Origin of the sequence: Janthinobacterium sp. 78, assembly GCF_003096775.1 — a bacterium.
In the GTDB taxonomy this organism is placed as follows: Bacteria; Pseudomonadota; Gammaproteobacteria; order Burkholderiales; family Burkholderiaceae_D; genus Janthinobacterium; species Janthinobacterium tructae.
This window is the reverse complement of the sequence record NZ_QENT01000001.1, coordinates 4,787,442-4,813,644: the sequence shown is the minus strand read 5'-3', so window position 1 is coordinate 4,813,644 and position 26,203 is coordinate 4,787,442. Positions and strand designations below refer to the sequence as shown.

Below are 26,203 nucleotides of genomic sequence, written 5' to 3'. Positions count from 1 at the left end.
ATGAAAAAATCACTACTCTCCATGGCGGCACTGGCCTTGCTGGCCGGTTGCAGCCTGGCTCCCACGTACGAGCGTCCGGCAGCGCCGGCGCCCACGGCGTGGCCGACCGGTCCTTCCTACAAGGCCGACACGGCCGCCGCCGACGCCAAGCCGGTGGCGGACGTCGCCTGGCGTGAGTTCTTTGCCGATGCGCGTCTGCGCCAGGTACTGGAACTGGCGCTGGCCAACAACCGCGACCTGCGCGTCTCGATCCTCAACATCGAGAAGGCGCGCGCCACGTATGGCATCGAACGCGCCGCGCTGATCCCGACCCTGTCGGCGTCGGGCGGCCAGACGGCCAGCCGCGTGCCGAAGAACGCCAGCGCCAACGGCGAAGCGTCCATCAATCGCCAGTACACGGCGAACCTAGGCGTCTCGGCCTACGAGCTGGACTTCTTCGGCCGCGTGCGCAGCCTGTCCGACAGCGCGCTGGAGCAATACCTGGGCACGGAAGAAGCACGTCGTGCACAGCAGATCAGCCTGGTGGCCGAAGTGGCCAGCACGTATCTGAACCTGGTGGCCGACCAGCAGCGCCTGCGCGTGGCGCAAGACACGTTGAAGAGCCAGCAGTCGTCGTATGACCTGGCCGTGCGCCGCTTCAGTGCTGGCGCGACTTCCGGCCTGGACAAGTACGATGCCCAGACCAGCGTCGAGTCGGCCCGTTCCGACGTGGCTGTCTTCACGAGCCAGGTGGCGCTGGATCAAAACGCGCTGGTCCTGCTGGTGGGCGGCCCCGTGCCGGCCGACTTGCTGCCGCCAGCCGAGTTCGGCACCGTGACGGCGCTGACGGACATCCCGTCCGGCGTGCCGTCGGACGTGCTGCAACGCCGTCCCGACGTGCTGGCGGCCGAGCGCACCTTGCGCGCGGCCAACGCCAACATCGGCGCGGCGCGCGCGGCCTTCTTCCCGCGCATTTCGCTGACGGCCACGGCCGGTTCGCTGAGCGACAACCTGTCCGGCCTGTTCAAGGCGGGCAGCGGCACGTGGAGTTTCATTCCGCAGATCAGCTTGCCGATCTTCGATGGCGGCGTGAATCGCGCCAACCTCGATATCGCCAAGGTGCAGCGTGAAATCTCCGTGGCGCAATACGAAAAGGCGATCCAGGTCGCCTTCCGTGAAGTGTCCGATGCGCTGGCCCAGCGCGGCACCATCGACGAGCGTCTGCAATCGCAGGTCTCGCTGGTCGAGGCGTCGACGAAGAGCTACACCATCCACGATGCGCGCTACAAGCAGGGCGCCGAGTCCTACCTGAACGCCCTGGTGGCCCAGCGCGCGCTGTACACGGCGCAGCAAAGCCTGATCACGGCGCGCCTGGCCAAATCGACCAACCTGGTGACCTTGTACAAGGTGCTGGGCGGCGGTTGGCAACCTGAGCAGACAGCCGTCGCGGCGGCTGGCAGCGTCCAATAATCACGGGGACGCCGACGCCGGCCTTGCCCTTGTCCGCAGGGGCAGGGCCGGCGCGCTACTGGAAAATCATGAACCAAGTTGAAAAGAAGCATCCGGATCCCGAGCGCGCCAACACGCGGCGCAAGCAGGTGCTCGATGCGGCCGAAAGCTGTTTCAGCCGCCGCGGCTTCCACGGCGCCAGCATGGCCGAGATATCCAAGGCGGCCGGCATGAGCGCGGGCCACATCTATAATTATTTTGACAGCAAGGATGCGATCATCGCCGCCTTCGTCCTGAAGAACATGGAGCGGGTCACCAACCTGATGCAGGACCTGGCGCAGCGCGAAGACCCGCTGCAGGCCGTGGTCGATAATGCTGGCGAGCATGTGCTGGAAAGCCTGGACCCGAAAACCTGGGTGATGCCGCTGGAAATTTTTGCCGAAGCGTCGCGCAATCCCGTTATTGCTGAAATGTTGCACTGTGCGGACGTGCGCTCGCGCAAGCTGTTTCTCTCCATCATCCGGGATGCGCGCATCAAGCGCGGCTTGCCGGCTGACGCAGAGATGCTGGAAGGGCGGCTCAATACCATGATCGCCATGTACCAGGGCTTGCCCGTGCGGGCGGTGCACAATCCGGACATGAAGGTCGAACCCTTGATCGCCGGTTTCCGCATCGTCCTGACGGCATTGCTGCTGGGCGAGTAGAACGCTGTGCCCCCAGGCTGAAAAAAAACTTTGCGCAGTTCGCTATGAATCATGCGCAAAGCATGGCAAAAACCTAAAAGCCTCTGCTATAATTCTCACCTCGTCGGGGCGTAGCGCAGCCTGGTAGCGTACATGCATGGGGTGCATGGGGTCGGAAGTTCGAATCTTCCCGTCCCGACCATAAGATTCAAGGAGTTACAGCGCAAGCTGTATAGAAACCCAGTACTGTATATTATACGTTTGTATAATATCGGTGCTGGGTTTTTTTGTTGGGCCGGAGTTTTCACGGAAGAGTTCGGTAACAAAAAAACCCGCACTATGACGGGGTTTTTGTTGCTTGGCGGCATTACGATTAAGCAGCAGCCCTCATTGGCGCTTCTCCCTCATGCTCTGCCAACACCTGCTGGCATGCTGCCTCCTTGGCGGTTTTTTCATTCGCAAGTTGTACTGCAATACGCTTGTATTCCGACTCTGCAAAGCGTCGCAGCGCTTCACGCATCAGCGGCTGGTAGCCCATGCCGTGCTGCTTAGCAATAAACTTAAAATCTTCAATCAGTTCTTTCTTCAGGCGAATCGAAATGGCCTGAAGCCCCTGTGCTTCATCCATTTGTTGCTCAAGTTCTTTTGGGGCTCGCTTAGCATGTGCTGGGTCGCGACCAAGTGCACCAGACTCCCAATTCTCTACACTACCTTCAATTTTGACGGGGGCGTTCATCATTTTCTCCATGTTGCTAATTTCATTTTCCTTCATTTTCATAGGTGTCGATATCTCCGGCACCTGGCTCGAAAGCTGATTTGAGGAAATATTTACCGTCACGGTAAACATAAATAATTTTGAGTAATCTACCTTTGTTTGTTTCTGCGATGAACCACAGCGAAGGTGGATCCGACTTGTGGTCTTCGCGATCATCAATTAAGTTTACGCCACATTTATTGTCGAAGCATTGATCCACCTCTTCGGGCGTTACGTCATGCTTAGCGTCTAATTTTTGATCAATGCGCGGTGTAATGACTATGATCCGCATCCTGTCCCCTTTGTATATACAAAATATAAGGCCACACAGTATAAATTGCAATGTGGTTATCAACAGAAAACGGTGACAATTTTGTGTAAACTTGTAAAAAACTGTGGATAACTAGCATTTTTCGGTATTTTTTGTACTTTCCGAATCTGTCTCACCGCAGCGCAAGACCTGAACTTGCTGCGAAAGTATGCAGCGGACTGAGATCATAGCGTATATACGCGGTCTTTGCTGATCTTGGCGTTTTAGATCCATGGTAAGGCCATCGAAATCTCGGAAACATCCGCAATCACTTCCTTGATGTAGATTCCGTGGTCTTGCCTGACGTGTGCTCCAAGCGCTTTTGAATGTCGCTGCGGTTCTCGCCGCGCCATGCCGCATCCGTGGCCGTCAAGGCCCGGATATCGCGCAATACCACGTCATCCTTCATGCCAATGCGCTCCTTTGCGCGCTCCCTCATTGAACCAAGGCCGGAGCGCCCGAGCGCTTCGATCAGACGATCCTGCCGGCCTTCCACCAGCTTGATTCCGGCGAAAAATCTATGATGTGCTGCTGGCATTAAACTCTGATCTGCGTTGGCTAAATGAAACATTTCCGGACGCACGTCTTCGTCAAAGTGATCTGCCCCGTCAACTCCACATGCTTCCGCCAGCCCAAGGATTGATTGGTATTGATGTAACGACACCGTCACATTTGAATGCCACCATGCACCTTTTCAGAATGGTGTGCCTACCTTGCCGATTCGCTCCGTCCTCCTGCCATGGCCCTTGCAGCACCGTTGCGGGCGTGTGTACAGCAGCGCGTTGAGCTGTAGCGCGATGGCGCTCTTCTGGGTACTGGGTGGGCTTATCGGATCAGCGGCAGACGCCCGTGGCGCTTCTCCCGAGTTGCCGCTTGCGGGCGTTGCACGTGGCAATCCCGTTGCTGATGCGGCTATGCCTGCGATTGCTTTCAACATCCCGGCGCAGCCGCTGAATGCGGCACTGAACCAGTATGCGGACACCACCGGACAACCGGCCTTGTTTCCCAGCGATCTCGTGCATGCCCGTACCTCCACGCCGGTACACGGCCTTCACTCGGCCGAAGGCGCATTGCGCATCCTGCTGCAAGGTACGGGGCTGATGGCGGACAAGCGCAGTTCTGGCCTGGGCCAGACATTCATTCTGAAAGAGGCCGGTGCGGCATCTGCTGTGCCGGCATCCGCATCGGCGCGCCATGGCTTGGCCGAGCTGTTCCGTGAGGATGGTTACGCCGGACTGGTCCAGATGCGTATCTGGCAAGCGCTGTGCTTGGATGCGCGTACCCGGCCGGGCAACTATACTTCCTTGCTGCAGTTTTACCTCGAGCCGGATGGCCGCATCGGCGCCGTCCGTCTTCTCGGCAGCAGCGGCGATGCCCGCCGCGATGCCGCGTTGCTGCACACGCTGCGCACCGTGCACATCGGCCGCCTGCCGCCAGCGGCGATCGCGCGGCAGCGCTTGACCATGCTGGTGGCACCGAATGCCCCGGATGTCGGGCCGCAGTGCGAGCGGCAACAGGGGGCGGGCTAGCCATGTCCGACGGCACGCAGCTCTTCTTGCTGAACTACCTGGGCAAGCACTACACATCCATCAAGCAGCGCCTGACGCGCAAGCTGGGCAATGCGGAGGATGCCGGCGATGCGCTGCACGACACCTGGCTGCGGCTGAAGGGCAGCGAGGCCCACGGGCCGATCCAGAACCCGGGAGCCTACCTGTCCCGCATGGCGATTAACATTGCGGTGGATGTCCAGCGCCGGCACAGCCGCCTGCTGTCAGGCGATAATATCGATGCATTGCTGGAGGAAATGGTGGATCCGGCGCCCGGGCCGGCCCGGACCGCCGAGATACGCTCGGACCTCGATGGCTTGTTCCAGCTTCTTGATCGGATGCCCGAGCGCCGTCGGGCCATCGCGCTGCTCGTGCATGCGGAAGGCGTGACGCAAAAAGAGGCCGCACAACGGCTGGGCGTGTCGCTGCGGACGGTCGAGTACGAATTGAAGCGCGTGCATGAACGCCTTGACGCGTATCTGGCGGCGGAGCATAAATAATGCGGGTTTTCCGGGACGCCATTCGTCATCCAGTATGAGAGAGCAAAAAATACATGTACGCAACACGCGGCAGCCTGCCGGTTTCCTGCTTTACGGCCGAGTCTGGCCGCTGGATATGACACGATGAAGACGCCGCCGCCCAAGAACAGCAGTCACGCCACTTCGCCCTCCGGGCTGGAAGCCCAGGCGTGGGACTGGTTGCGCCTGCTCACTTCAGGCGACGCGCGCGAAGTCGATGCACAGCAGTTCAGGCGCTGGGTCAAAGCGAGTCCCTTGCATCAAGCCGCATACAACGATGTGAAGCGCCGCTGGGATGCGATTGAGGCACCGGCCCGCGAGTTGCTGCGCGTCAAGCCGGAAGCGGCGACGCTGGGCGCGTGCCGTCCTCGCCTGGTGCCGGGTGGACGGCGGGCCTTCCTCGGTGCTGCCATCAGTGCGGCGGCGGTCGCTGGCGTGGCCGTGCTTCATCCGCCGCTGGATTTGTGGCCGGCGCCGGAGGAGTGGAATGCGGATGACCGCACCGCCACCGGGGAGCGGCGCACGCTGGCGCTGTCCGCCGGTGTCGATGTCATGCTGAACACGCGAACCAGTGTTCGCCGCCAGACCGATGGCGGCAAATTGGTCGGCCTGGACCTGATCACGGGCGAGGCGGCCATCGATTTGACAGGCGGCAGGGCTTTTGCGGTGGTGGCCGGCGTTGGCCGCAGCCTGCTCGAATCCGGCCGGCTCGAAGTGCGTCATCTGAATGGCAAGGTCTGTGTCACCTGTATCGAAGGCAGCGTCCGCGTGCAACATCCTGCAGGCGCGCGTCAACTCCATGCTCGTCAGCAAATGGTTTATGGCGCCAGCTCGCTGGGCGACATCGCCAGCATCGACCCGAAAACAGTGTCGGCCTGGCGTCAAGGGATGCTGGTGTTTAACCAGGCCCCTCTGGCCGAGGTGCTCGACGAAATCAATCGTTACCGCTCCGGTCGCGTGGTGCTGATGAACGATGCCGTGCGCAACAAGCCGGTCAGCGGGCGCTTTTTCACGGCGTCGCTGGATCTGGCGCTGTGGCAGTTGCAGGAATCGTTTCAGCTGCACGCCCGGCCGCTACCGGCGGGATTGTTGCTCTTGAGCTGAGCGCCTTTCTTCCTCGCTTGGCATGGCGGCTCCGTGCGACCTTGCACAGGGCATGTCGGGGGCTGCGAAAAAAGTTTCAAAAAAGTTTGCGGTATTTGCGTGGTGCTGTTCGTCACCCATACATAGGGGCTTTTTCTGTTGCAGACGCCAGGCGGCTGCGCTGCGGAAAGCCTTCATGAATGTGGCTGGCCGGCGCGAGACGGTCAGCCGAACGGCATCGACTCAATGACCAGGCGGAAACTTACATGAACACACGCGGGCGCAGTGGCAAGGAAAATCAAACGATACGCAAACAGGATCGGGTATTCAGGCTGGCACCGTTGGCGCGGGCCATCGCGCTGACACTGGTCGCAGGCGCGGTAACGCTGCCGGCCCATGCGCAGCGCACGTTCAGTCCGGCATGGTTTGCCGACAAGGGCGCGTTCCGGGACACGGCGTCGCAAACGGGCCGGCTGCCCAACGGCCTGCCCGCATCAAACCTGACGAGCCCGCTCGGACAGCAGCAGAAGGCCAATGAGCAACTGCAGCGCTCGATCAGCAATCTGAACCTGGCCGCGCGCGGCATCGCGGCGCAGCAGTCGGCCCAGGCCGCCGCCCGCCTGGCGGCCGCGAATGGGGCATCCGTCCCCGATGGCATGAGCGCGGGCGGCCTGAAAATCGACACCAACTCGCTGACGGCGGGCTGGCACAACGCGAATGCGCCGGAGCTTAGCCAGCTCGACGGTCGCAGCAACGTCGCCATTGTGCAGACCGGCGACAAGGCCATCCTGAACTGGGAGACCTTCAATGTCGGGCGCAACACGACGGTTGAGTTCAGGCAGCAGAAGGATTGGGCCGTCCTCAACCGCGTCAACGATCCGCAGGCACGCCCCTCGCAGATCCAGGGCCAGATCAAGGCCGATGGCACGGTGCTCATCGTCAACCGCAACGGCATCGTCTTCAATGGCAGCAGCCAGGTCAACACGCGCAATCTCATCGCCGCCGCCGCCGGGATCGGCGACGGCCAGTTCAAGACCAGCGGCATCTACACGGCCAACGCCAGCGAACCCAGCTTCACCAACGCCGAGGGCAGGGTAGAGATCCAGGCCGGCGCGCGGATCGCCACGCTGGCCCCGAAGACTTCCACCGAAGGCGGCGGCTATGTCCTGCTGCTCGGCAAAGAGGTGCACAACGCGGGCGACATCGCCACGCAGAAAGGCCAGACCGCGCTCGCGGCCGGCGACAGCTTCGTCATCAAGAAGGGTGTCGGCACCGACGGCAACCAGGCGTCGACCACGCGCGGCAACGAGATTACCCCACAGTTCAGCAGCGACAGCCTGTCGGGCAAGGTCAGCAACACCGGCCTGATCCAGGCTCGCGAGGGCGACGTGACGATGCTGGGGCGTGACGTCCAGCAAAACGGTGTCGTACTCGCCAGCACCAGCGTCAACACCCGCGGCAGCGTGCACCTCAATGCCATCGGCGCGGACGGCAAGGTCGCCTTTGGCCGGGGTGCTACTACCGCCGTGGTGATCGAGGACGACGGCAAGACTACTGCCTTGGACAGCCAGCGCGATGGCCTGCGGGGACCTGCCATCACGGCTGCCGAGAACATCGTGGCCATCACCGACCGCCGCGACCAGTCGCGCATCGAGATCGCCAGTGGCGGCACAGTCGACTTCCAGAGCGACTCCCTGACCCTGGCCACCGGTGGTCAGATCGACATCCATGCAGCCCAGCGCAGCCTGGTGCGTGAGCGCGCCCGGATCGACGTCTCCGGCGCCGTGGGCGTGAACCTGGCCATGGAATCGAACAACGTCAAGGTCAACATCCAGGGCAACGAACAGCGCGATGCGCCGCTCAACCGGGATGGCAAGACCCTCAGCAGCAACGACGTGTGGATCGACCGCCGCAGCCTGGTGTTCGTACCCAAGGGCACGAACGGCTACGCCACCGACCGCTGGTACACCGCCGGCGGCCTGCTCGAAGTCGGCGGGTATCTGGGTACGGCGGGGCATACTGTGGGTGAATGGATGGCGCAGGGCGGCACGCTGCGCTTCGGCGGCAACGATGTGGTCACGCAGGCCGGCTCGAACATCAATCTCTCGGGCGGCACTGTCAATGTGCAGAGCGGTTTTATCCATCAGACGTGGCTCAAGGGGACTGATGGGCGGCTGTATGACGTGAACAAGGCGCCCGGTGACCAGCGCTACACGGGCGTCTACAAAGGCTACGAGGACAAGCACGAACGCTGGGGTGAGAAGGCGACCGGCTATTACTACAACCCGCTGATCGGACAACAGCGCCGGCTGGAAAACGGTTACACGGTGGGCCGCGATGCCGGCCTGTTGGTGATCGGGACGAAGAGTGCGGTGATCGAGGGCGACATCGCGGGCGACACCTTCCAGGGAAGCGGCCAGACGCAGGCGGCGCAGGTCGGACTCGACGGGTATGACCAGTCGCAGGTGGCGGTGGCGCGCGGCGGGCAGCTGGTGGTCGGCACCTACAGCACCCTCTACGACAAGAGCACCGGCCTGATGCACCGCCGGCTCGACACCGCGGGCGTGAAGGACGTGGTGCTGAGCGACACGGCCGAACGCATCGCTGCCGGCCTCGACCTCACGGCGGCGTTGCCCGCCGCGCGCCAGGACACGTTGATCCTCGACACCACGTTGCTCAACGGCTTCTCGCTGGGCGCGGTGCGCATTGCGGCCGCGAACGCGATCACGGTGGACTCGGCGCTGACGCTGGGCAATGGCGGCGACATCGCGCTCTACGCCCCGAAGGTCGGGGTGAACGCGAACCTCACGGCGCACGGCGGCAGCATCCGCCTGGGCGACACGTTTGCGCAGGCCAGCACCAACTACCTCGATGACACCACACAGATCACCACACCCGAAGGCGTGCGCGCGGGCGTGGCGGTGGCCCAGGGCGTGGCACTGGACACGCGCGGCCTGTGGAGCAACCTGCGTATCGATCCGGTCGATACGCACGCGATGGCCTGGCGCAATGGCGGCAGCGTGTCGATCCGCAGCAGCGGCGACGTGCTGCTGGCCCAGGGTAGCGTCATCGACGTGTCCTCGGGTGCGGCCTTGCTGGCCAACGGCACCTTGCAGCGCGGCGGCAAGGGCGGCGACGTCCGGCTGCAGGCGAATGCGCAGACCGGCGGTGGCGAGGGCGTGCTGGCGATCGATGGCGCGCTGCGCGGCTGGGGCACTTCGGGTGGCGGCACGCTGAGCCTGCAGGCCGGCCAGGTACTCGTCAACGACGGATCGGTGGCTGCGGCCGATGCTGGCACGCTGGTGCTGGCCGGCAACTTCTTCGACAAGGGCTTCAGCCGCTACACACTCATCGGTGACCGCGGCGTCACGGTGGCCGACGGCACGCAGGTCGAGGTGACGATGCCGGTGCTGCGCGTAAGGCCCGAAGCCAGGAATGTCGCGACCACCTTTGACACGGGCAAAGCGTTGCAAGCCTGGACGCCGCCGCTCTACGCCGAGGATGCCGTCAAGGGCGTGCTCGCGCAGCGCGCGGGCGCGAGCCTGAGCCTGCAGGCGGGCACGTCGCAGACCCTGGCGGCCGACCTGCCGACGGTGGCTGCGGTCATCGGACAGGGTGCGCTGATCACGGTCGACCCCGGCCAAGCCATCGACATGCGCAGCGTCGGGCAACTCACGCTGCAAGGCCGGCTGCAGGCGCACGGCGGCAGCATTTCGCTGAAGAACCTCGACCTCACGCGCATGGAGCAGGAGCCCGCCGTGGACGTGGCGCACAGCCGCTCTATCTGGATCGGCGAGCAGGCGGTGATCGACGTGTCCGCCACGCCCGCGACCGCGCTCGATGCGCAGGGCCGGCGCTACGGCATCGTGCGCGACGGCGGCAGCATCGTGATTGGCGGCGAGATCAAGGAAAGCGACGGTTCGGCCACGGCTGCCAACGGCTTCATCGTCGTGCGCGAGGGTGCCTTGCTCGATGCCTCGGGCACCGCCGCCGTGCTCGACATGGGCGATGCCGGCCCGGTCGCGCTCGCGAGCCGCGGCGGGCATATCGCGCTGGCCTCGAACAACGGCCTCTACCTTGACGGCGAACTGCGGGCCCGCTCGGGCGGCGCGGGCGCGGCCGGCGGCACGCTGCAAGTCGCGCTGGAATCACCCGAAGTGCGCATGAGTTCCGGTTCGGCGGAATACACGCTGGCCGAGAACGCGGTGCGCAACTACCGCGACCTGGTGATCGGCGGGCTGCAGGGTCCATCGGACCTGCCGGCCGGACTGGCCCCCGGCGCGGCCGATGCGGCGCTGGTGTATGGCCACGGCCGGCTGGGCGGCGACACCGTCACACGGGGCGGCTTCGATAACCTCGCGCTGCTCAGCGCGGGCGGCATCAGCCTGGAAGACAACGCCAGCTTGCGGCTCGGCCAGAGCCTGTCGGCCTACGGCGCGCTGATGCTGGCCAACAACGCGCGCGATGACGCGCACATCACGCTGGAAGCGCCCTACGTGCGGCTGGCCGGCATCACGCAGAGCGTAGCGTTGGACGTGACCCGAGGTCGCTTCGGCGTCATCGGCACCGGCGACTGGCTACCCTCCGAGGCGCATCTCGAGGTGCATGCCGGCCTCATCGATGTGCGCTCGGCGGTTCGAATGTCCGGTGTCAACGGCGACATACCGCTATCGTCCGACATCGACGCGCCGGAGAACCCAGGCAGCATCAGGGTCGAGCGGCGCGGCTTTGGCCAGACCACGCTGCAAAGCGACGGCGACTTGCGCTTTCTGTCCGACGTGCCGGCCTTGACCAACGGGGTGCCGACGACCAGCCTGGCCACCCCGGGCGACCTCACGCTGCGGGCTGCGCAAATCTACCCGGCCATCGGTGTCTCGGCCTCGATCCAGGCGGGTGTGCTGCACGACGGAACTTATGCACCGGATCGCGTGCTGCGCATCGAAGGCAAGGGTCAGGCCGCACCGGCGGTGCCCTATACGGCCTTCGGCGGCCTGGCGCTCGGCGCCGCGACCATCGAGCAGGGCGGCGTGCTGCGCGTGCCGCTGGGCAGCCTGCGCATCGGTGACGCAAACACCACGCGGGTCGACTTCCTGCCTGGGAGCCTGACCTCGGTCAGTGGCAACGGCCTGCTGATGCCTTATGGCGGCACGGTCGACGGCCTGAACTACCTCTACGACGGCACGAAGGTCGAGTTGATCGGCGTGGGCGGCGCCGGCTCGTACGGCCAGACGCTGACGGTCGGCATCACGCTGGGCGGTGCGAGCGCCAATGTGCAGCCCGGCGCGGTGCTGGACCTCTCTGGCGGCGGCGAACTCACGGGCTCTGCTTTTATCGGTGGCCGCGGCGGCTCGACCGATGCACGCTACCACCCGCTGGTGCGCACTGCGGCCGATGGCAGTTTCAGCCTGCCCGGTCTCGTGGGCAACCCGGTGTATGCCGTCGTGCCCGGCGTGCAAGCCCCGGTCGCCCCGGTGGGCGGCGAACGTGGCGCGGTCGACCCGCTGATCGGCCAGCAGATCACGCTGGGCGCCGGCGTGCCGGGCTTGCCCGCGGGTACCTACACGCTGATGCCTTCCACCTATGCCCTGTTGCCCGGCGCCTTCCGCGTCGAGCTCAACGGCAGCGCCGGCCAGGGCGCGGCGCAGCCCGGTAGCGCGATGCGCAACGGCTCGTGGTCGGCCGCCGCGCGGCTCGGCATCGCCAATACCGCCATCAGCGATACGCTGTTCCGCCAGGCTATCCTCACACCGGCCGAGGTGCTGCGCAGCTACTCGCAGTACAACGAGACCTCGTTCAACCAGTTCATCGTGAACGACGCCGCGCGCATCGGCGTGCCGCGCGCGATGGCGCCGGCCGACGCGCGCACGCTGCTGCTGGCCCTCATGCCGAACACCGGCGCCGGCGTCGACGCTTTCCACTTCGGGGGCATCGGCCGCTTCGACGCGGCCAAGGGCGGCTACGGCGGCACGGTGGCCGTTTTTGCGGGATCTGGTGGGCCTCAAAGCCAGATTGAGATCGTGGGCGGCGGTGCGAACGCCACGACCGGCTTCGAGGGCGTGACGCTGAATGCTGATGCGCTCAATGCGATGGGTGCCTCGCGGCTCATGCTCGGCGGTCTGCAGTACGTGACCTACGGCCCGGGCGGCCGCATCGTGATGTTCGGCACGGGCACGAACAGCCTCACGTTGCGCCAGGGTGCGGTGCTGTCGGCACCCGAGGTGTTCCTGCTGGCCGATGCCACCAACACCGATAACCCGAGTCATCTCGTGATCGAGCAGGGTGCGGCGATCCGCACGCTGGGCAAGGGCCGCGCGGCCTACGACTCGGCCGACGGCTTCGTCTACGCGGGCTCGGCCGGCAATTTGGTGGCCGTGTCCAACGGCGTGCTCAGCATGCTGCCGGTACCACCCAGTGTCGACAGGTTGGGCAACCGCAGCCTGCAAGTCGGCGTGTGTGTCGTCTCGCCCTGCGCGGGCCAGACCGAGCTGTATTCCGAGGGCACCATCGCGCTGTCCACGCCCGACCGTTTCGTGCTCGATGACACGGTGCGCTACGGCACGCGCAACCTCACGCTGGCAGTACAGGGCATCAACGTCGGCGACAGCGCGGTGCTGGCCGATGCGGCCGCGCGCAACACGCTGCCTTCCGGCCTGGTGTTGAACCAGGGCGTGCTCAATCGCCTGCTGCGCGGTGACACGCATTACGGCGCCCCGGCGCTCGAGACGTTGCAACTCAACGCCAGCGGCGGTCTGCGATTCTTCGGCAGCGCCTCGCTCGACACCATCGACCCGGCCACCGGCAAATCCACGCTCGCGCGCCTGGTGCTGGGCACGCCCGCCATTTATGGCGCGGGCGCGGCGGGCGATGTGGCGACCATCCGCACCGGCAAACTGATCTGGAAGGGATCGACCGTGGCGCCCGGCGCCGCAGTCACGGGCGGCGCCGGCACCGGCAGCGGTACGCTGGCCATCGAGGCCGGGACCATTGAATTCGGCTATGGCCCAGGCGCGCAAGCCACGGGCACCAGCGACGATGCGCGTCTGGCGCTGGGCTTTGCCGACGTGCGACTCACCGCCAGTGAGCGCGTCACGGCCAACCAGAAGGGCAGCCTGTCGGTCTACCAGTCGCAAGGCGCGTATGAAGCCGGCAAGGGTTATGCCTACAGCGGCGGCAACCTCAGCATCGACGCGCCGTTGGTGACAGGCGCGGCGGGCTCGGTCAACCGCATCACCACGGGCGGCGACCTGCGCGTGAGCGCTTCGGTGCCGGCGACCACACCGGTCGCCGATGCCGCACTCGGCGCGGAACTGCACCTTGCGGGCCGTGACGTGATCGTCGACACCATGCTGGCGCTGCCCAGCGGCAAGCTCGTGATCAGCGCCGACAAGGACCTCACGCTGACCGGGCGCGCGCAGCTCGACCTGGCCGGCCGCAAGATCGATTTCAACGACGTGTCCAGGTACAGCTGGGGCGGCGACGTCACGCTCGAAAGCCTGGCCGGCAATGTGCGCCAGGCTGCGGGCTCGGTGATCGACCTGTCGGCGCATAACAACCGCGCCGGCACGCTCAAGGCGTTGGCGCTGGGCGACCAGGCCGGCGTGGTCGATCTGCAGGGCGCGATCCGTGGCGGCAGCACGGGGCGCTACGGCGCGGGTGGCACGCTGGTGCAGTATCTGGCAGGCGGCGTGGAAATCCGCGCACAGCATCTCGGTGATGGCGCAGCGCTCGACAGCCAGTTTGCATCCCTCAACCAGCGGCTCAACGAAGGCGGCGTGTCCGGCACGCGCACCTTCCAGCTCAAGCAGGGCGACCTTAACATCGGCGACGGCCTGAAGGCAGGCGAGGTCAACGTATCGGTCGACAACGGCAGCCTGACGGTCAACGGCACCGTCGACGCCAGCGGCGAGCGCGTAGGCCGCATCTCCCTCGCGGCGAAGAACGCCCTGACGGTGGCGGGCTCTGCCGTTCTCGATGCGCACGGCACGCTGCTGCGCGTGGATAGCTACGGCAAGATCATCGATTCGCCCAACCGCGCCATCGTCGACCTGAGCACGCAGGGCGGCGTGCTGACGCTGGCGGACGGCGCACGCATCGACCTGCGCCATGGCACGGCCGCGACCCTGGGTACGCAGCCGGGGCAGAACGACGGCCGCGCACGCGGCACGTTCGACCTCTCGGCGCCGCGCATCGGTGCCAACGGCTTGCCGGGAATCAATGGGACAAGCGATGCGCCGGTCTATGGCGACATCGCCATCGACGCGCGCGGCGCGCTCGACATCCGCGGCGCTCGCTCCATTGCAGTCAACGCCATGCAACGCTACGACGACGCCCCGCTGGTCAGCACGCCGACTGCCAGCGGACGACCCTACCAGGAGATCACCCAGGCCTGGCTGAAGGACAAGCACGACGACAACAGCGATTTCATCGATGCCGCACTGGCCCGTGCAAGTCTCATGACCGGCAAGCTCGCCGGCCTGCGCAAGCCGGCTTATGCCGACGCCTTCCATCTGCGCCCCGGCATCGAGATCGTGAGCAATGCGCTGACCAACCCGGGTGGCGACATCGTGGTGTCGGGTGACCTGGACCTGTCGGGCTACCGCTACGCCAGCGTCAACCTGCACACGCAGAAGACCGGCGTCTCTGGTTCGGGCGAAGTCGGCACCGTGCGTATCCGCGCGGCCGGCAATCTCGATATCTACGGCAGCATCAACGACGGCTTCGCGCCGCCGCCCGCCACGCAGGACGATAAAGGCTGGTTGTTGCTGTCGGGTATCAACTTCTTGGGCGCCGACACGGTGATTCCGCGTGCAGGCATCGTGCTGGCCGATGGCACGGTGTTCGAAGGCGGCAACGCGCTCAACTTCGACCTGCCGATCCAATCAAGTGATTTCGCTGCCGGCACACTGATCCCCGTGTCCAGCGCATTGACGGCGGAGATGCTGCTGCCCGCCGGCACCGTGCTCGCTGCCAACGTGCGCGATGCCTTGGGCCAGATTATTCACGCGGCCGGCAGCATCGCGGGCGAAACCGTGACGCTGCCTCAAGGCACGCGCCTGGACGCCGGCACGCGCCTGCCGGGCGCCACCACGCTGGACGCGCTGGTCTGGCCCAAGGGCATCGCGCTGCCGGCCGTGGGCGCGAAGTACCTGATGCAGGGCGACACGGCCCTGTCCGTGGGCGCGCTGCTGCCTTCTTCGACCGACATCAAGCTGCCGGGCGACGCCAAGTCCGTCGAGCTTCGCCCTGGCGGCGCGGGCCGGCTGTGGGGCGCCGCCGCGATGCTGCCGGAAGGCTCGCAGTCGTGGTCGCTGCAACTGGTGGCTGGCGCTGATCTGAGTGCGGCCGATGCGCGCACGCTGCAGCAGCACCCTGCAGCGGGTGACCTGCGCCTGGCCGATAGCCACTACGGCCTGTTCGCCAAGGCGCTGCCGTTCAAGGGCGCGTTCGCGTGGACATCGCTCGCGGCTACCGATCTGGGCTTGAAGGCAGGCGTAGAAATCACCGACGAAGTCGCCCAGCAACTCATGGGCGGCAGATACCAGACCGCTGCGGCGCTGTGCGCGGCGAACGGATCCTATTGCACGCCCGTCTATGCGTTCAATTGGTCGGCGTCCGCAGCCCGGAGATTCAAAGAACCTGCGCTTGCGGATACGCCGATTCTCGATGCCGACGTTGTGCGGTTGACCAAAGGCGGGTTCAAGACGGCCAACGCGCTGTGTGAGGGAGGTTCCAGTTATTGCGTCTCGCTGCCCGTGAACATCTACTACGAATACCTGCCTGGCAGCACCCGCTTCAGTGTGCTGCGCACCGGCGCTGCCGACCTTGACCTGCGCGCGGCCGGCAACCTGGGCATGAACTCGCTCTACGGGGTCTATACGGCCGGCGCCTCGTCGCAGGCCACGCAGGCCGGCGACCCGTACAACTTGCCGCGCGTGGTGGGTAGCAGCGGCACGGTGCTGAGCGACAAGAACAAGGGCTACGAGAAGTTCGTCAACGGCGGGGCCGAGAGCCTGGCGCGCGCCTGGTACCCGGCCGGCGGCGGCAACCTCACGCTGCAGGTCGGCGGCAACCTGACCGGCGAGGTGGTGCAGGCCATCACCTCGACCGGCGTCGGCCGCCCGAACCCGGCCGATAAGGGCGTGACGACCAACGACACCGCCAACTGGCTGTGGCGCCAGGGCAGCGGTAGCACGCTCGGGGGAGGCAACGATCAGGCTGCGGCCTGGTGGATCAACTTCGGCAGCTACGCCACGCGCGGCACGACCGACACGCTGGTGGGCTTTACCGGTTACGGTACGCTGGGCGGCGGCGACTTGCGCGTAGACGTGGGCGGCGACGCGGGCCTTGTGTCCCAGCGGGGCACGGCCGTTCGCACCGGCACGGACAACCTGCGCAGCGACGGCCTGGTGCTGGCCGTGGGCGGCACCGGCCGCGTGCTGGCCGATGGCAGCTTGGCGCTCACCGGTGGGGGCGATCTGAGCCTGCGCGTCGGCGGCGCACTCAACCCCTTGGCACGGGATCCCTTGAACGACATCCAGACCGACGCAGTGCTCAACGGCGCCGTCATCAACCTGCGCGGCGACGTGCAGATGCAAGCCGGTGCGATGGGCACCCAGTCGCTGCGCTATGCGCAGTACACCGCCCAGGTGTCCGAACGCGACACCCGGACCCTCGATCCGTTCTCGGCCGGGCGCGCGGTGTCGCAGGGCGGCATGCTGCTGGTGCCGGGCGATGCGAGCTACCAGCTGAACACGCGCGGTGACCTGGTCGTGACGGGCGCCAACGACGCGGGCCGCGCCGTGATACAGAACCGTACCCCCTTCACGGTGGACGCGGCCAAGGGCAGCGGCGACAGCTGGTTCACGCTGTGGACGCCGAACACCGCCATCCGCTTGTTCTCGGCCGGCGGCGACCTGACGCCGCAGATGGCTAACCCCGGCGCGCTCCCGACTGACATGGCCCACGTCTACCCGTCGATCCTGAGCGCGGTCGCGGCCAGCGGCAGCCTCTACTACGGCAGCATGGCCACGGACAGAACGACAGAGGCGACCGGCGCGCTGGTGCTCGCGCCATCGGCCAACAGCCTGCTGGAGTTTCTTGCCAGCGATTCGATCCATGGCGGCGGCTACAGCGTGAGCCCCTCGGGCGCGGCCGAGAGTGCCATGGCCACGCCCTTCCATCCGGCTTTCCGGGGCACGCTGGCGAACGGCACAGTTGTGAGCAATCTCGCCGAGGCCGGCAACCTCATCGAAAATGGCAGGCCATTGTTCGCGCTGGGTGCCAACACTGTTTCGGCAGGCGCCGAACATGGCAGCGAACCGGTGCGCTTCTATGCCCTGCACGGCGACCTGGTGGGCGTGGCCACGGGCCGCATCAACGTCTTTGCGTCCGACGACCCGACACGCGCTGGCCAGACTTATTACGAGGCCGGGCAGCCGGTGTGGATGGTGGCCGGGCGCGATATCGTCGGCAGCGGCACGCCCATCGGCCAGGCCTTGCGCATTGACGCGGGCGTGGGCGCGCGCTATGACAGCTCGGGCAACCTGTTCGCGCACAGCGCCCCGACCGACGTGTCGGTAGTGTCGGCCGGACGCGACATCATCCACAGCAGTTTTAACGTGGCCGGCCCCGGCACGCTGGAGATCACCGCAGGGCGCTACATCCAGATGGAAGACCGTGCGGGCGTGACCAGCCTGGGTCCGGTGGTGCCGGGCGACAGCCGGCCCGGCGCGAGCATCTCGATGCTGGCCGGCGTGGGCGCGAACGGCCCCGACTACAAGGGCTTTCTGGCGCGTTACCTCGGCGAAGGCAAACGCGCCCAGGCAGGCCTGCCGCTGGCCGACCAGCCGGGTAAGGTCGTCAAGACCTACGAGGCCGAGCTGGCCACCTGGCTGGCCGACCCGGTCCACGGCCTGGGCTTCACCGGCACGCCCGGCGAGGCGCAAGCCTTCTTCGACGCGCTGCCGGCGACGCAGCAACGCATCTTTGCGCGCCAGGTGTACTTCGCCGAACTCAAGGCTGGCGGGCGCGAGTACAACGACGCCGACGGCGCGCGCTTCGGCAGCTACCTGCGCGGGCGCAATGCCATCTCGGCGCTGTTCCCCAAGGTGGCTGCGGATGGAGCACCGATCAACTATAGCGGCGACATCACGATGTTCCGCGGCGAGCTCGGCGCCACGCCGCGCAGCGGCTTCGTACGCACGCTGTTTGGTGGCGACATCGAGCTCATGACGCCGGGCGGCCGCCAGGTCTACGGCATCGAGGGCGAGGCGCCGCCATCCGACTCGGGCGTGCTGACCCAGGGCGCGGGCGACATCGCGATCTATTCGCTGGGCAGCATCCTGCTGGGCCAGAGCCGCATCATGACCACCTTCGGCGGCGCCATCCTGGGCTGGTCGGCCGCAGGCGACATCAACGCGGGGCGGGGCTCGAAGACCACGGTGGTCTACACGCCGCCCAAGCGTGTCTACGACCAGTGGGGCAACGTCACGCTGTCGTCCAGCGTGCCGAGCACGGGCGCCGGTATCGCCACGCTGGCGCCGATTCCGGAAGTGCCGGCCGGCGACATCGACCTGATCGCGCCGCTGGGCACCATCGACGCGGGCGAAGCGGGCATCCGCGTGTCGGGCAATGTCAACCTGGCGGCGCTGCAGGTGCTCAACGCGGCCAACATCGCCGTCAAGGGTGAGGCTATGGGCATGCCGAGCATTGCGGCGGTGAATGTCGGCGCATTGAGCAATGCCAGTGCTGCGGCGTCGCAGGCAACGGCCGCTGCGCAGGACGTCCTGCAGCGCGAGCGCAGCACGGCGCGTCAGAACCTGCCGTCGATTTTCACGGTGCGCTTGATCGGCTTTGGCAACGAGCCGATGGAGGGCGAGGGTGAGGCGCCGCCGCCACCCCGGGCCGGGCTGCAGTCGTCGCGCGGCGTTCCCTACGACGCTGCCAGTCCGGTGCAGTTCGTTGGCGTCGGCCGCGACTTTGACGCCAGGCAGCTGGCACGCTTGAGTCCCGAGCAACGGCGCGAGTTGCAGCAGGAGCGTTAAATCAGTGGCATGCGGCGGTGTTATCCACCTGTTTCCTCGCCTGTTTCCTGCCCGTGCAGGGAACAGGCAGGGGAAGGCCATGCACCCGCAGTGCCTGTGATCCCGTTTCCCCCATTCTTGCAGCCGAATTCCGAGGCACACCCGTCATGAATCTGAGTACCCTGGATGGCCTGAAGGCGTCCCATATTGCCGATGAGTTCGCAGCACAGCCATTCAGCGAGCACGGCCAAGGCATCGTGCTGGGCGATTTTTTGGCGGCCAACTACGCCCGCCTGCACCGCCAATTGGTGCGCAATCTCGGTTGTCCCGACCTGGCCAGCGACTGCCTGCATGACGCCTGGCTGCGACTGGCGGGCATGAGCACCCCCGTGTTTGTGCAAAACCCGAACGCCTATGTCTACCGGGTGGCATGCAACGTCGCGATGGACCAGCTGCGCGGCAAGCGCTTTTCGCAGTACGACGATGACGCTGCAATCGAGCATCTGACTGACCCGGCCCCCGGTCCGGACCTGATTGCCTTGGCCCGCTCCGATTTGGCCGCGGTCGAGCGCGCGATGCAGCGCATGCCGTATCGGCACCGTTCTGTTCTGCTTGCCCTGAGGATCGACGAAAGGACGCGCCAGGAAGTCGCGGACGAGTATCAGGTTTCCCTGACCAGCGTCGATACGATGCTGCGCCAGGCCCTGGACCACTGTGCCCAGGAAACCGGGCAGAATGCGATCGGGGGCATCAGCCAGTCCCGGCGAGGTTTTTCGCGCCGCTGGCAGGCCAAGGTGCTCGCCGCAGAGTCCACTGCAATGGCGCGCGAACGACGCGGCATCCGGCACTGACAAGCGAGGCTGGCGGCGTTTGCCAAGTAAGCCCCTGGAAGCCCCTGGCCGCGCCTGCGTCAGTGACTTGACGGACCTGCCATCCCGCGTTTTCACCCTTCTATCCCCCGATTTCCGTCCCCTGTCGCTGTCATCAACCTGGCAACACGGCTTTCGCCTATGATTTGCTGGCACATGTATGTGTGAGGTTTCCCTTCATCCAACAACCATGAGGTGTCCATGATTCGCTATGCCCTGCCTGCCCTGTTGTTTGTCGCCGCGCTGCCGGCGCACGCCCAAGCCCCTGTCGATCACCCGCCGCTGATCGAGCGGGCGAAGATCTTTGGCAATCCCAGCAAGTCCGGCGGGCGCATCAGCCCGGATGGCAAGTGGCTGTCGTGGATCGCGCCGCGCGATGGCGTGCTCAATGTATGGGTGGCGCCGGCCAGCGACCTGGCGCAGGCGCGTCCGCTGACGCAAGAGAAGGTGCGGCCCATCCGCAGCAGCTTCTGGTCGCCCGATTCGACAACCCTGCTGTTCATCCAGGACAAGGGCGGTGATGAAAACTTCCTGCTGTATGGCGTGAATGTCGTGAGCGGCAAGCAGGTCAATTACACGCCGTTCGAGAAGACCCGCGTGCGGATCGTCCAGATCAGCAGCAAGGTCAAGGAGCGCATCCTGGTGGGCATCAATAACCGCGATGCGCGCTGGCATGACGTGTACAGCCTGGAGCTGGCCAGCGGCAAGCTGACCCTGGTGCAGCAGAATGATGGCTATGGCGGCTACCTGGCCGATGAATTGCTCAATTTGCGTATGGCCAGCAAGGCGCGCGCCGATGGCGGCATGCAGTATTTCCGCCTGACGGATAGCAAGGTCGAGAGTACGCCGCTGACCGAGGTGGGCCTGGAAGACTCGCAGACCACGGCGCCGCTGGCGTTTACGGTCGATGGCAAGACCTTGTACTGGACCGACTCGCGCGGCCGCAATACCTCGGCGCTGCTGGCGCAGGATGTCGCCAGCGGCAAGACCACGCTGGTGGCGCAGGATCCGCGCGCCGACATTTCTGATGCCCTGTACGACACGCGCACGGGCAAGGTGCAAGCCTATTCCGTCGACTATCTGCAGCAGGAATACCTGCCGCTGACGGACGACCTGAAGGCCGACCTGGCCTTCCTGAAAAAGCATGTCAAGGGCCAGTTCAACGTGACGTCGCGCACGCAAGCCGACGACAAGTGGCTGGTGGGCGTCGACCCCGTCACGGCGCCGGCATCGAGCTGGCTGTATGAGCGCAAGACCAGGAAGCTGACGCAGCTGTACGTGACGCGCCCGGAGCTGGAGGGGGCGCCGCTGGTGCCCATGTACCCACAGGAAATCAAGGCACGCGACGGCCTGACCCTGGTCTCTTACCTGACCTTGCCGCAGGCGTCGAAGGCGAGCGCCGGCGGCGTGCCATCGCAGGCGGTGCCGATGGTGCTGCTGGTGCACGGCGGGCCATGGGCGCGCGATACCTACGGCTACAACGGCTACCACCAGTGGCTGGCCAACCGCGGCTACGCGGTGCTGTCGGTGAATTACCGTGGCTCGACGGGCTTCGGCAAGCAATTCATCTCGGCCGGCGACCTGCAGTGGGGCCGCAAGATGCATGACGACTTGCTCGACGCGGTGCAATGGGCCGTGAAGCGCGGCGTGACCAGCGCCGACAAGGTGGCCATCATGGGCGGCTCGTATGGTGGCTACGCCACCCTGGCCGGCATGGCATTCACGCCCACCACGTTCGCCTGCGGCGTCGATATCGTCGGCCCGTCGAACCTGTTTACCCTGCTGCAAACGATTCCGCCGTACTGGGAAGCGGGCAAGCAGCAGTTCTACAAGCGCATGGGCGATCCGACCACGGAAGACGGCCGCGCGCTGCTGAAGGAGCGCTCGCCGCTGAACTTTGCGCAGAATATCCAGCGCCCGCTGCTGATCGGCCAGGGGGCGAATGACCCGCGCGTCAACGTGGCCGAGTCGGACCAGATCGTCGCGGCCATGGCGGCGAAGAGTATCCCCGTCACGTATGTGCTGTTCCCCGACGAAGGCCATGGTTTTGCCCGCCCCGTCAACAACATCGCCTTCAATGCGGTGACGGAAAACTTCCTGGGGCAGTGCCTGGCTGGCCGCGCCGAGCCGATCGGCGCGACCCTGAAGGCATCCACCGCGCAGGTCAAGCACGGCGCCGAGTTCGCGCCGGGTTTGCAGGAGGCGATGCGGTAAGAGCCACCCCTTTAAAGGTGCGTCGTCACAGATGAGATAAAACCTGCACTCTTTGTCGCAAACATCATCTAACTGGGATAGGAGGAAACTGCCATGATGATGAATGCTGTGGTATCGCACTGCGCAAAAATCAGCCCGCTGACTGTAATGGCAAGGCTGGCGCTGCAACGTGCCCTCGACCCTGCTTGGGTCGATGCACTTTTCGAGCGTGAACGTGGCGCCCAATACCAGAGGGAGCTACTGTTCTCGACGACAGTCGAACTGATGTCCGTGGTCGCAGTTGGGCTGCGGCCATCGCTTCACGCTGCAGCGCAGGCTTACCCTGATTTGCCTGTTTCGGTGCAAGCTTTATATGACAAGGTCAAGCATACCGAGCCGAACCTGGTACGGGCTCTGGTCACCGGCAGCGTCGAGCGCCTTGGAGATGTGATCACGCCATTTTTGCAGGGGAATGCACCGCTGGTTCCGGGTTACCGCACCCGAATCGTGGACGGTAACCATTTGCCTGCAAGCGAAAAGCGGTTGAAGCCTTTACGCGCCTTTCGCGGCGCCGCATTGCCTGGCCAGTCCCTTGTGGTGTATGACCCTGATTCGGGCCTGGTCGTCGATATGGAGCCTTGCGAAGATGCACACTCGCAGGAACGCGCCGTGATGCCGCCGCTACTAGAGCGTTCGCATCCGGGCGACCTGTGGATTGCTGATCGCAACTTCAGCACGCGCATGATCCTGTCCGAATGGGATCGCCGTGGGTGTGCCTTCATCGTGCGTGAGCACGGTCGTACGCCCAATCCGGCACCGCTCGACGAGCTGACATATCGAGGGAGAATCGCGACCGGCGCCGTCTTTGAACAGTGCGTTGCCATCCCTGGAGCTACAGGACAGAAGGTAGCATTACGTCGTATTGAACTGCAACTTTACAAGCCCACTGACGATGGCGAAATGATGCTCCGATTACTGACGAATCTACCAAAAGAGCATTTCAGCGCACGTGCCATTGCTCGCCTATACAGCAAGCGCTGGCGGATCGAGACAATGTTCCAGCGGCTCGAATCGGTCTTGCACAGTGAAGTCAAGACTCTCGGACACCCGCGCGCAGCCCTGTTCGCGTTCGGCACCGCGATCCTGGCCTATAACGTGCTGACTGTCTTGCAGCGCGCGGTAAGCACCGCGCATGACTTGGTTGCCAGCGGCATTGAGCTATCGCCGTTTTATGTGGCCGTGGAGGTACGAGCGCACTATGCCGGCATGGTGATGGCTGTGCCAACCAAAGCATGGCGGCGCTACGACGCCATGTGTGCATCAGAGCTGAGCAAATTACTGCTTCAGATTGCCGCTTACGCCAAACCAAAAACGCTGCGCAAACACCCTCGCGGCCCGAAAAAAACAGCGAAAAAAGGCTACGTGGCCGGTGCTGTTGCCAGACGCCACGTATCAACGGCACGGGTATTAAAAGACGGGGCTGTCAATGTACACCTTTAAAGGGGTGGCGGTAAGAGCCTATCCCAGTAGTGAGCGTCTTCTGCAGGCAGTTCATCAGGAGTGCGGACAAGGCGTGAGGAGGACGCGTGGCGAGCCACGCGACGACGAGCAACGCAGTCCCCGCTTCGGAGGGGCGCCAGCAGGGGATGTATTCATCTACTAGGACAGGCTCTAAGTCTGCGTCAGGTGTGGTGACGCTTCCAGCGCCGCCACCACCTGCAGCAAGGTATCGCCAAAGCCGCCGCGTGCCCTGGCATGGCGGCGGGCGCTGGTGGTGACGCGCGGCGCGGCGCTCCAGGCGATGTGCGCACCGCATTCTTGCAGCGCGGCGACCATGGCCACGTCCTCGCTGGAGGCCAATGGGGCAAAGCCGCCGGCGCGCAGGTAGGCGCTGGCGCGTACGCCGAAGTTGGCGCCATGGATGTGGCGGTGGCCGTCGGCATCGGTGTAGGTCTGGGCGAAGTGCCGGCGCAGCGCAGCGGCACTGGGCCCGTGCGGCGACCAGTCGTCCACCGCCACCGTGCCGCAGACGGCATCGGCGTCCAGGCCCAGCTGGGTGCTCAGCCAGGAGGGCGACACGCGCGTATCGGCATCCGTAAAGGCCAGCCAGCGGGCACCGCGCTGCAGCAGCTGCTGCGCGCCGGCGGCGCGCGCGCTGCCCACGTTCTGCGCATGGATGGCGAGGCAGTCGAGACGCCAGCGCAGGTCCGCCTGCATGGCATGCGCCAGCACGATGCGCTGCGATTGGTCGCTGCAGGCATCGAGCACGACGACGATGCACACCGCCTCGCCATGCAGCAAGGGGCAGGTGGCGGCAAGGCGCAACGCTTCCAGGCAGGCGCCCAGGCACGCTTCCTCGTTATGCACGGGCACCACCACGCCGATCATGCGAAGCCCTCGCGCTGCGCCACCGAGCGCGCATCGTTTGACCAGATCCCCAGCAGGAAGTCGCTTTCTTCGTGCCGCAGCACGCGGTGCAGGCCGGGCGCGTCCTGGAAGGCCGCATGTATGCGCACGGTCGAGACGATGCGCTGCGCGAACGGCGCGCGCCAGTGGCACAGGACGATGCTGCCGCCCGGCGCCAGGCTGGCGATGCTGTGTTCGACCACGCGCGCCAGCTCTTGCACCGACAGGTAATAGGCGATCTCGCTCAGGACGATCAGGTCGAACTTCTCGGCGCCCGGCAGGATGCGCGGCCAGTCCTGCGGCAGCCGGTGCTGCGCGAGGCTGACGTTGGCGCCGCACCCCGCGTCCAGCAGGCGCTGCTGCGCCAGCCCCAGCGCTTCGGCCGAGAGGTCGGCCGCCAGCACGCGCTCGCAGCGCCGCGCCAGTTCGGCCGTCAGTTCGCCATTGCCGCAGCCCGGTTCATAGGCGTGGCGGTAGCGCCGCTGCGGCAGGCTGGCCAGCAGCAGGGCGCGCTTTCTCTCCTCGTACCAGCGCTGGCGCACCCGCCACGGATCGGCATCCTGGCGATACAGTTGTTCGAAATAGCTGCCGCGCTGGTCGTCCGGCGTGGAAGATGGGTTCATAGAAAATACACCTCCCAGGCATGCAGCAGGCGCTGCAAGGCGTCGCCGGCGACGATGGCGGGGCGCCCCGTCGACGGGTCGTCTTGCATCTGGCTGGCGAAGCAGCGCAGGGCCGCGCGCTTGCGCTGCAGGATGGGGGCCGGCAAGGGCAGGCGGCGCGCGCGTTGCCACGGCACGCGCATGTCGCCCGGCGCGGCCCAATGCCAGGCCCAGACGGGCATTTCCACCAGGCTGGCACCGCTGGCCGCGCAGGCCGCAGCACAGGCCCGGCCGCATGCTTCATGGTCCGGATGGCCGTCCAGGCGCCAGGTGGTGAAGACCCTGTCGCCGGGACGCAGCTGCGCTGCCAATGTGGCGCCCAGCTGCGGCGTCATGCCGGCCACGCCGCCATCGGGCAGGTGCAGGCGCAGCCATGCGGGCGACGCCAGTCCCAGCGTGGCCAGCGCCTGCGCGGATTCTTGCGGACGCACCTGGCGCAGGCGTTCCTGCGGCCAGAGGGGCGAGTCCGGGTGGCTGGCGTCGCCATCGGTGACGGCGATCAACAGCAATTGGCTGCCCTGCGCCGCCAGCAGTTGCAGCAAGCCGCCGCAGGCGAGGATTTCATCGTCGGGATGGGGCGCGACGATGACAGCGCGCGCGCCCGGCGGCACCAGGGCATGCGCGCCGATGGCGGGCAGCTCGTTCAGCCCCGGCCAGGATAGCCACACCTGGTCCGGCGTGCCGCTGCCTTCGATGCGGCGCGCTTGCCTATCGGATTGGGCCAGCAT

General features: G+C 65.6%; 15 protein-coding genes and 1 tRNA gene. 10 read left to right on the top strand and 6 right to left on the bottom strand.

Annotated elements, in window-relative coordinates; all coding sequences use genetic code 11:
• The 3 genes from adeC to C8C92_RS21220 all read left to right on the top strand — a co-directional run bounded on the left by adeC (window position 1) and on the right by C8C92_RS21220 (window position 2,313).
• Window positions 1-1,449: an AdeC/AdeK/OprM family multidrug efflux complex outer membrane factor gene (adeC, locus tag C8C92_RS21230; protein WP_099762909.1), complete on the top strand. Its 1,449-nt coding sequence runs from the start codon at window positions 1-3 to the stop codon at window positions 1,447-1,449.
• Between the two features lie 68 nt (window positions 1,450-1,517).
• The gene (locus C8C92_RS21225) at window positions 1,518-2,132 is read left to right on the top strand and encodes a TetR/AcrR family transcriptional regulator (protein ID WP_099762910.1); all 615 of its coding nucleotides are present in this window, start codon (window positions 1,518-1,520) and stop codon (window positions 2,130-2,132) included.
• A 104-nt stretch (window positions 2,133-2,236) separates the two neighbouring features.
• Window positions 2,237-2,313, top strand: a tRNA-Pro gene (locus C8C92_RS21220).
• A gap of 171 nt (window positions 2,314-2,484) precedes the next feature.
• On the opposite strand, the gene C8C92_RS21215 is transcribed toward C8C92_RS21220, so the two are convergent.
• The 3 genes from C8C92_RS21215 to C8C92_RS21205 form a co-directional block, all read right to left on the bottom strand.
• Window positions 2,485-2,889, bottom strand: a complete 405-nt coding sequence (locus C8C92_RS21215) for a BrnA antitoxin family protein (RefSeq protein ID WP_243420314.1) — start codon at window positions 2,887-2,889, stop codon at window positions 2,485-2,487.
• Window positions 2,870-3,157 (bottom strand): ADP-ribosyl-(dinitrogen reductase) hydrolase, encoded by a 288-nt coding sequence (locus C8C92_RS21210; protein ID WP_099764486.1) that lies wholly within the window; start codon window positions 3,155-3,157, stop codon window positions 2,870-2,872. The genes C8C92_RS21215 and C8C92_RS21210 overlap by 20 nt, the downstream gene beginning before the upstream one ends.
• Window positions 3,158-3,443: 286 nt before the next feature.
• Window positions 3,444-3,845, bottom strand: a complete 402-nt coding sequence (locus C8C92_RS21205) for a hypothetical protein (RefSeq protein WP_133250810.1) — start codon at window positions 3,843-3,845, stop codon at window positions 3,444-3,446.
• 127 nt (window positions 3,846-3,972) lie between these two features.
• On the opposite strand from C8C92_RS21205, the gene C8C92_RS21200 reads away from it, so the two are divergent.
• From C8C92_RS21200 to C8C92_RS21170, 7 genes are all read left to right on the top strand, one after another.
• Window positions 3,973-4,704 (top strand): TonB C-terminal domain-containing protein, encoded by a 732-nt coding sequence (locus C8C92_RS21200; protein ID WP_116745162.1) that lies wholly within the window; start codon window positions 3,973-3,975, stop codon window positions 4,702-4,704.
• A 2-nt stretch (window positions 4,705-4,706) separates the two neighbouring features.
• Window positions 4,707-5,222 carry an RNA polymerase sigma factor gene (locus C8C92_RS21195; protein ID WP_116745161.1) on the top strand — a complete coding sequence of 172 codons (516 nt, stop codon included), beginning with the start codon at window positions 4,707-4,709 and terminating at the stop codon, window positions 5,220-5,222.
• A gap of 123 nt (window positions 5,223-5,345) precedes the next feature.
• The gene (locus C8C92_RS21190) at window positions 5,346-6,344 is read left to right on the top strand and encodes a DUF4880 domain-containing protein (RefSeq protein ID WP_116745160.1); all 999 of its coding nucleotides are present in this window, start codon (window positions 5,346-5,348) and stop codon (window positions 6,342-6,344) included.
• A 245-nt stretch (window positions 6,345-6,589) separates the two neighbouring features.
• Window positions 6,590-19,366, top strand: coding sequence for a filamentous haemagglutinin family protein (locus tag C8C92_RS21185; protein ID WP_116745159.1), 12,777 nt, complete (start codon window positions 6,590-6,592; stop codon window positions 19,364-19,366).
• Window positions 19,367-19,512: 146 nt separating this feature from the next.
• The gene (locus tag C8C92_RS21180; protein ID WP_116745158.1) at window positions 19,513-20,196 is read left to right on the top strand and encodes an RNA polymerase sigma factor; all 684 of its coding nucleotides are present in this window, start codon (window positions 19,513-19,515) and stop codon (window positions 20,194-20,196) included.
• A gap of 219 nt (window positions 20,197-20,415) precedes the next feature.
• Window positions 20,416-22,428, top strand: a complete 2,013-nt coding sequence (locus tag C8C92_RS21175) for a S9 family peptidase (RefSeq protein WP_116745157.1) — start codon at window positions 20,416-20,418, stop codon at window positions 22,426-22,428.
• A gap of 147 nt (window positions 22,429-22,575) precedes the next feature.
• A complete protein-coding gene (locus C8C92_RS21170) occupies window positions 22,576-23,907 on the top strand; it encodes an IS4 family transposase (protein WP_099764462.1) in 1,332 nt (443 codons plus the stop codon).
• A 171-nt stretch (window positions 23,908-24,078) separates the two neighbouring features.
• Here C8C92_RS21170 and C8C92_RS21165 read toward each other — a convergent pair whose 3' ends face one another.
• From C8C92_RS21165 to C8C92_RS21155, 3 genes are read right to left on the bottom strand one after another with little or no spacing between them, the layout of a single operon-like run.
• On the bottom strand, window positions 24,079-24,795 hold the full coding sequence (locus C8C92_RS21165) for a glycosyltransferase family 2 protein (protein ID WP_099762918.1): 717 nt from the start codon (window positions 24,793-24,795) through the stop codon (window positions 24,079-24,081).
• The gene (locus C8C92_RS21160) at window positions 24,792-25,436 is read right to left on the bottom strand and encodes a class I SAM-dependent methyltransferase (protein WP_116745156.1); all 645 of its coding nucleotides are present in this window, start codon (window positions 25,434-25,436) and stop codon (window positions 24,792-24,794) included. The genes C8C92_RS21165 and C8C92_RS21160 overlap by 4 nt, the downstream gene beginning before the upstream one ends.
• Window positions 25,433-26,203, bottom strand: a complete 771-nt coding sequence (locus C8C92_RS21155; RefSeq protein WP_116745155.1) for a PIG-L family deacetylase — start codon at window positions 26,201-26,203, stop codon at window positions 25,433-25,435. Before C8C92_RS21155 ends, C8C92_RS21160 begins: the two co-directional genes overlap by 4 nt.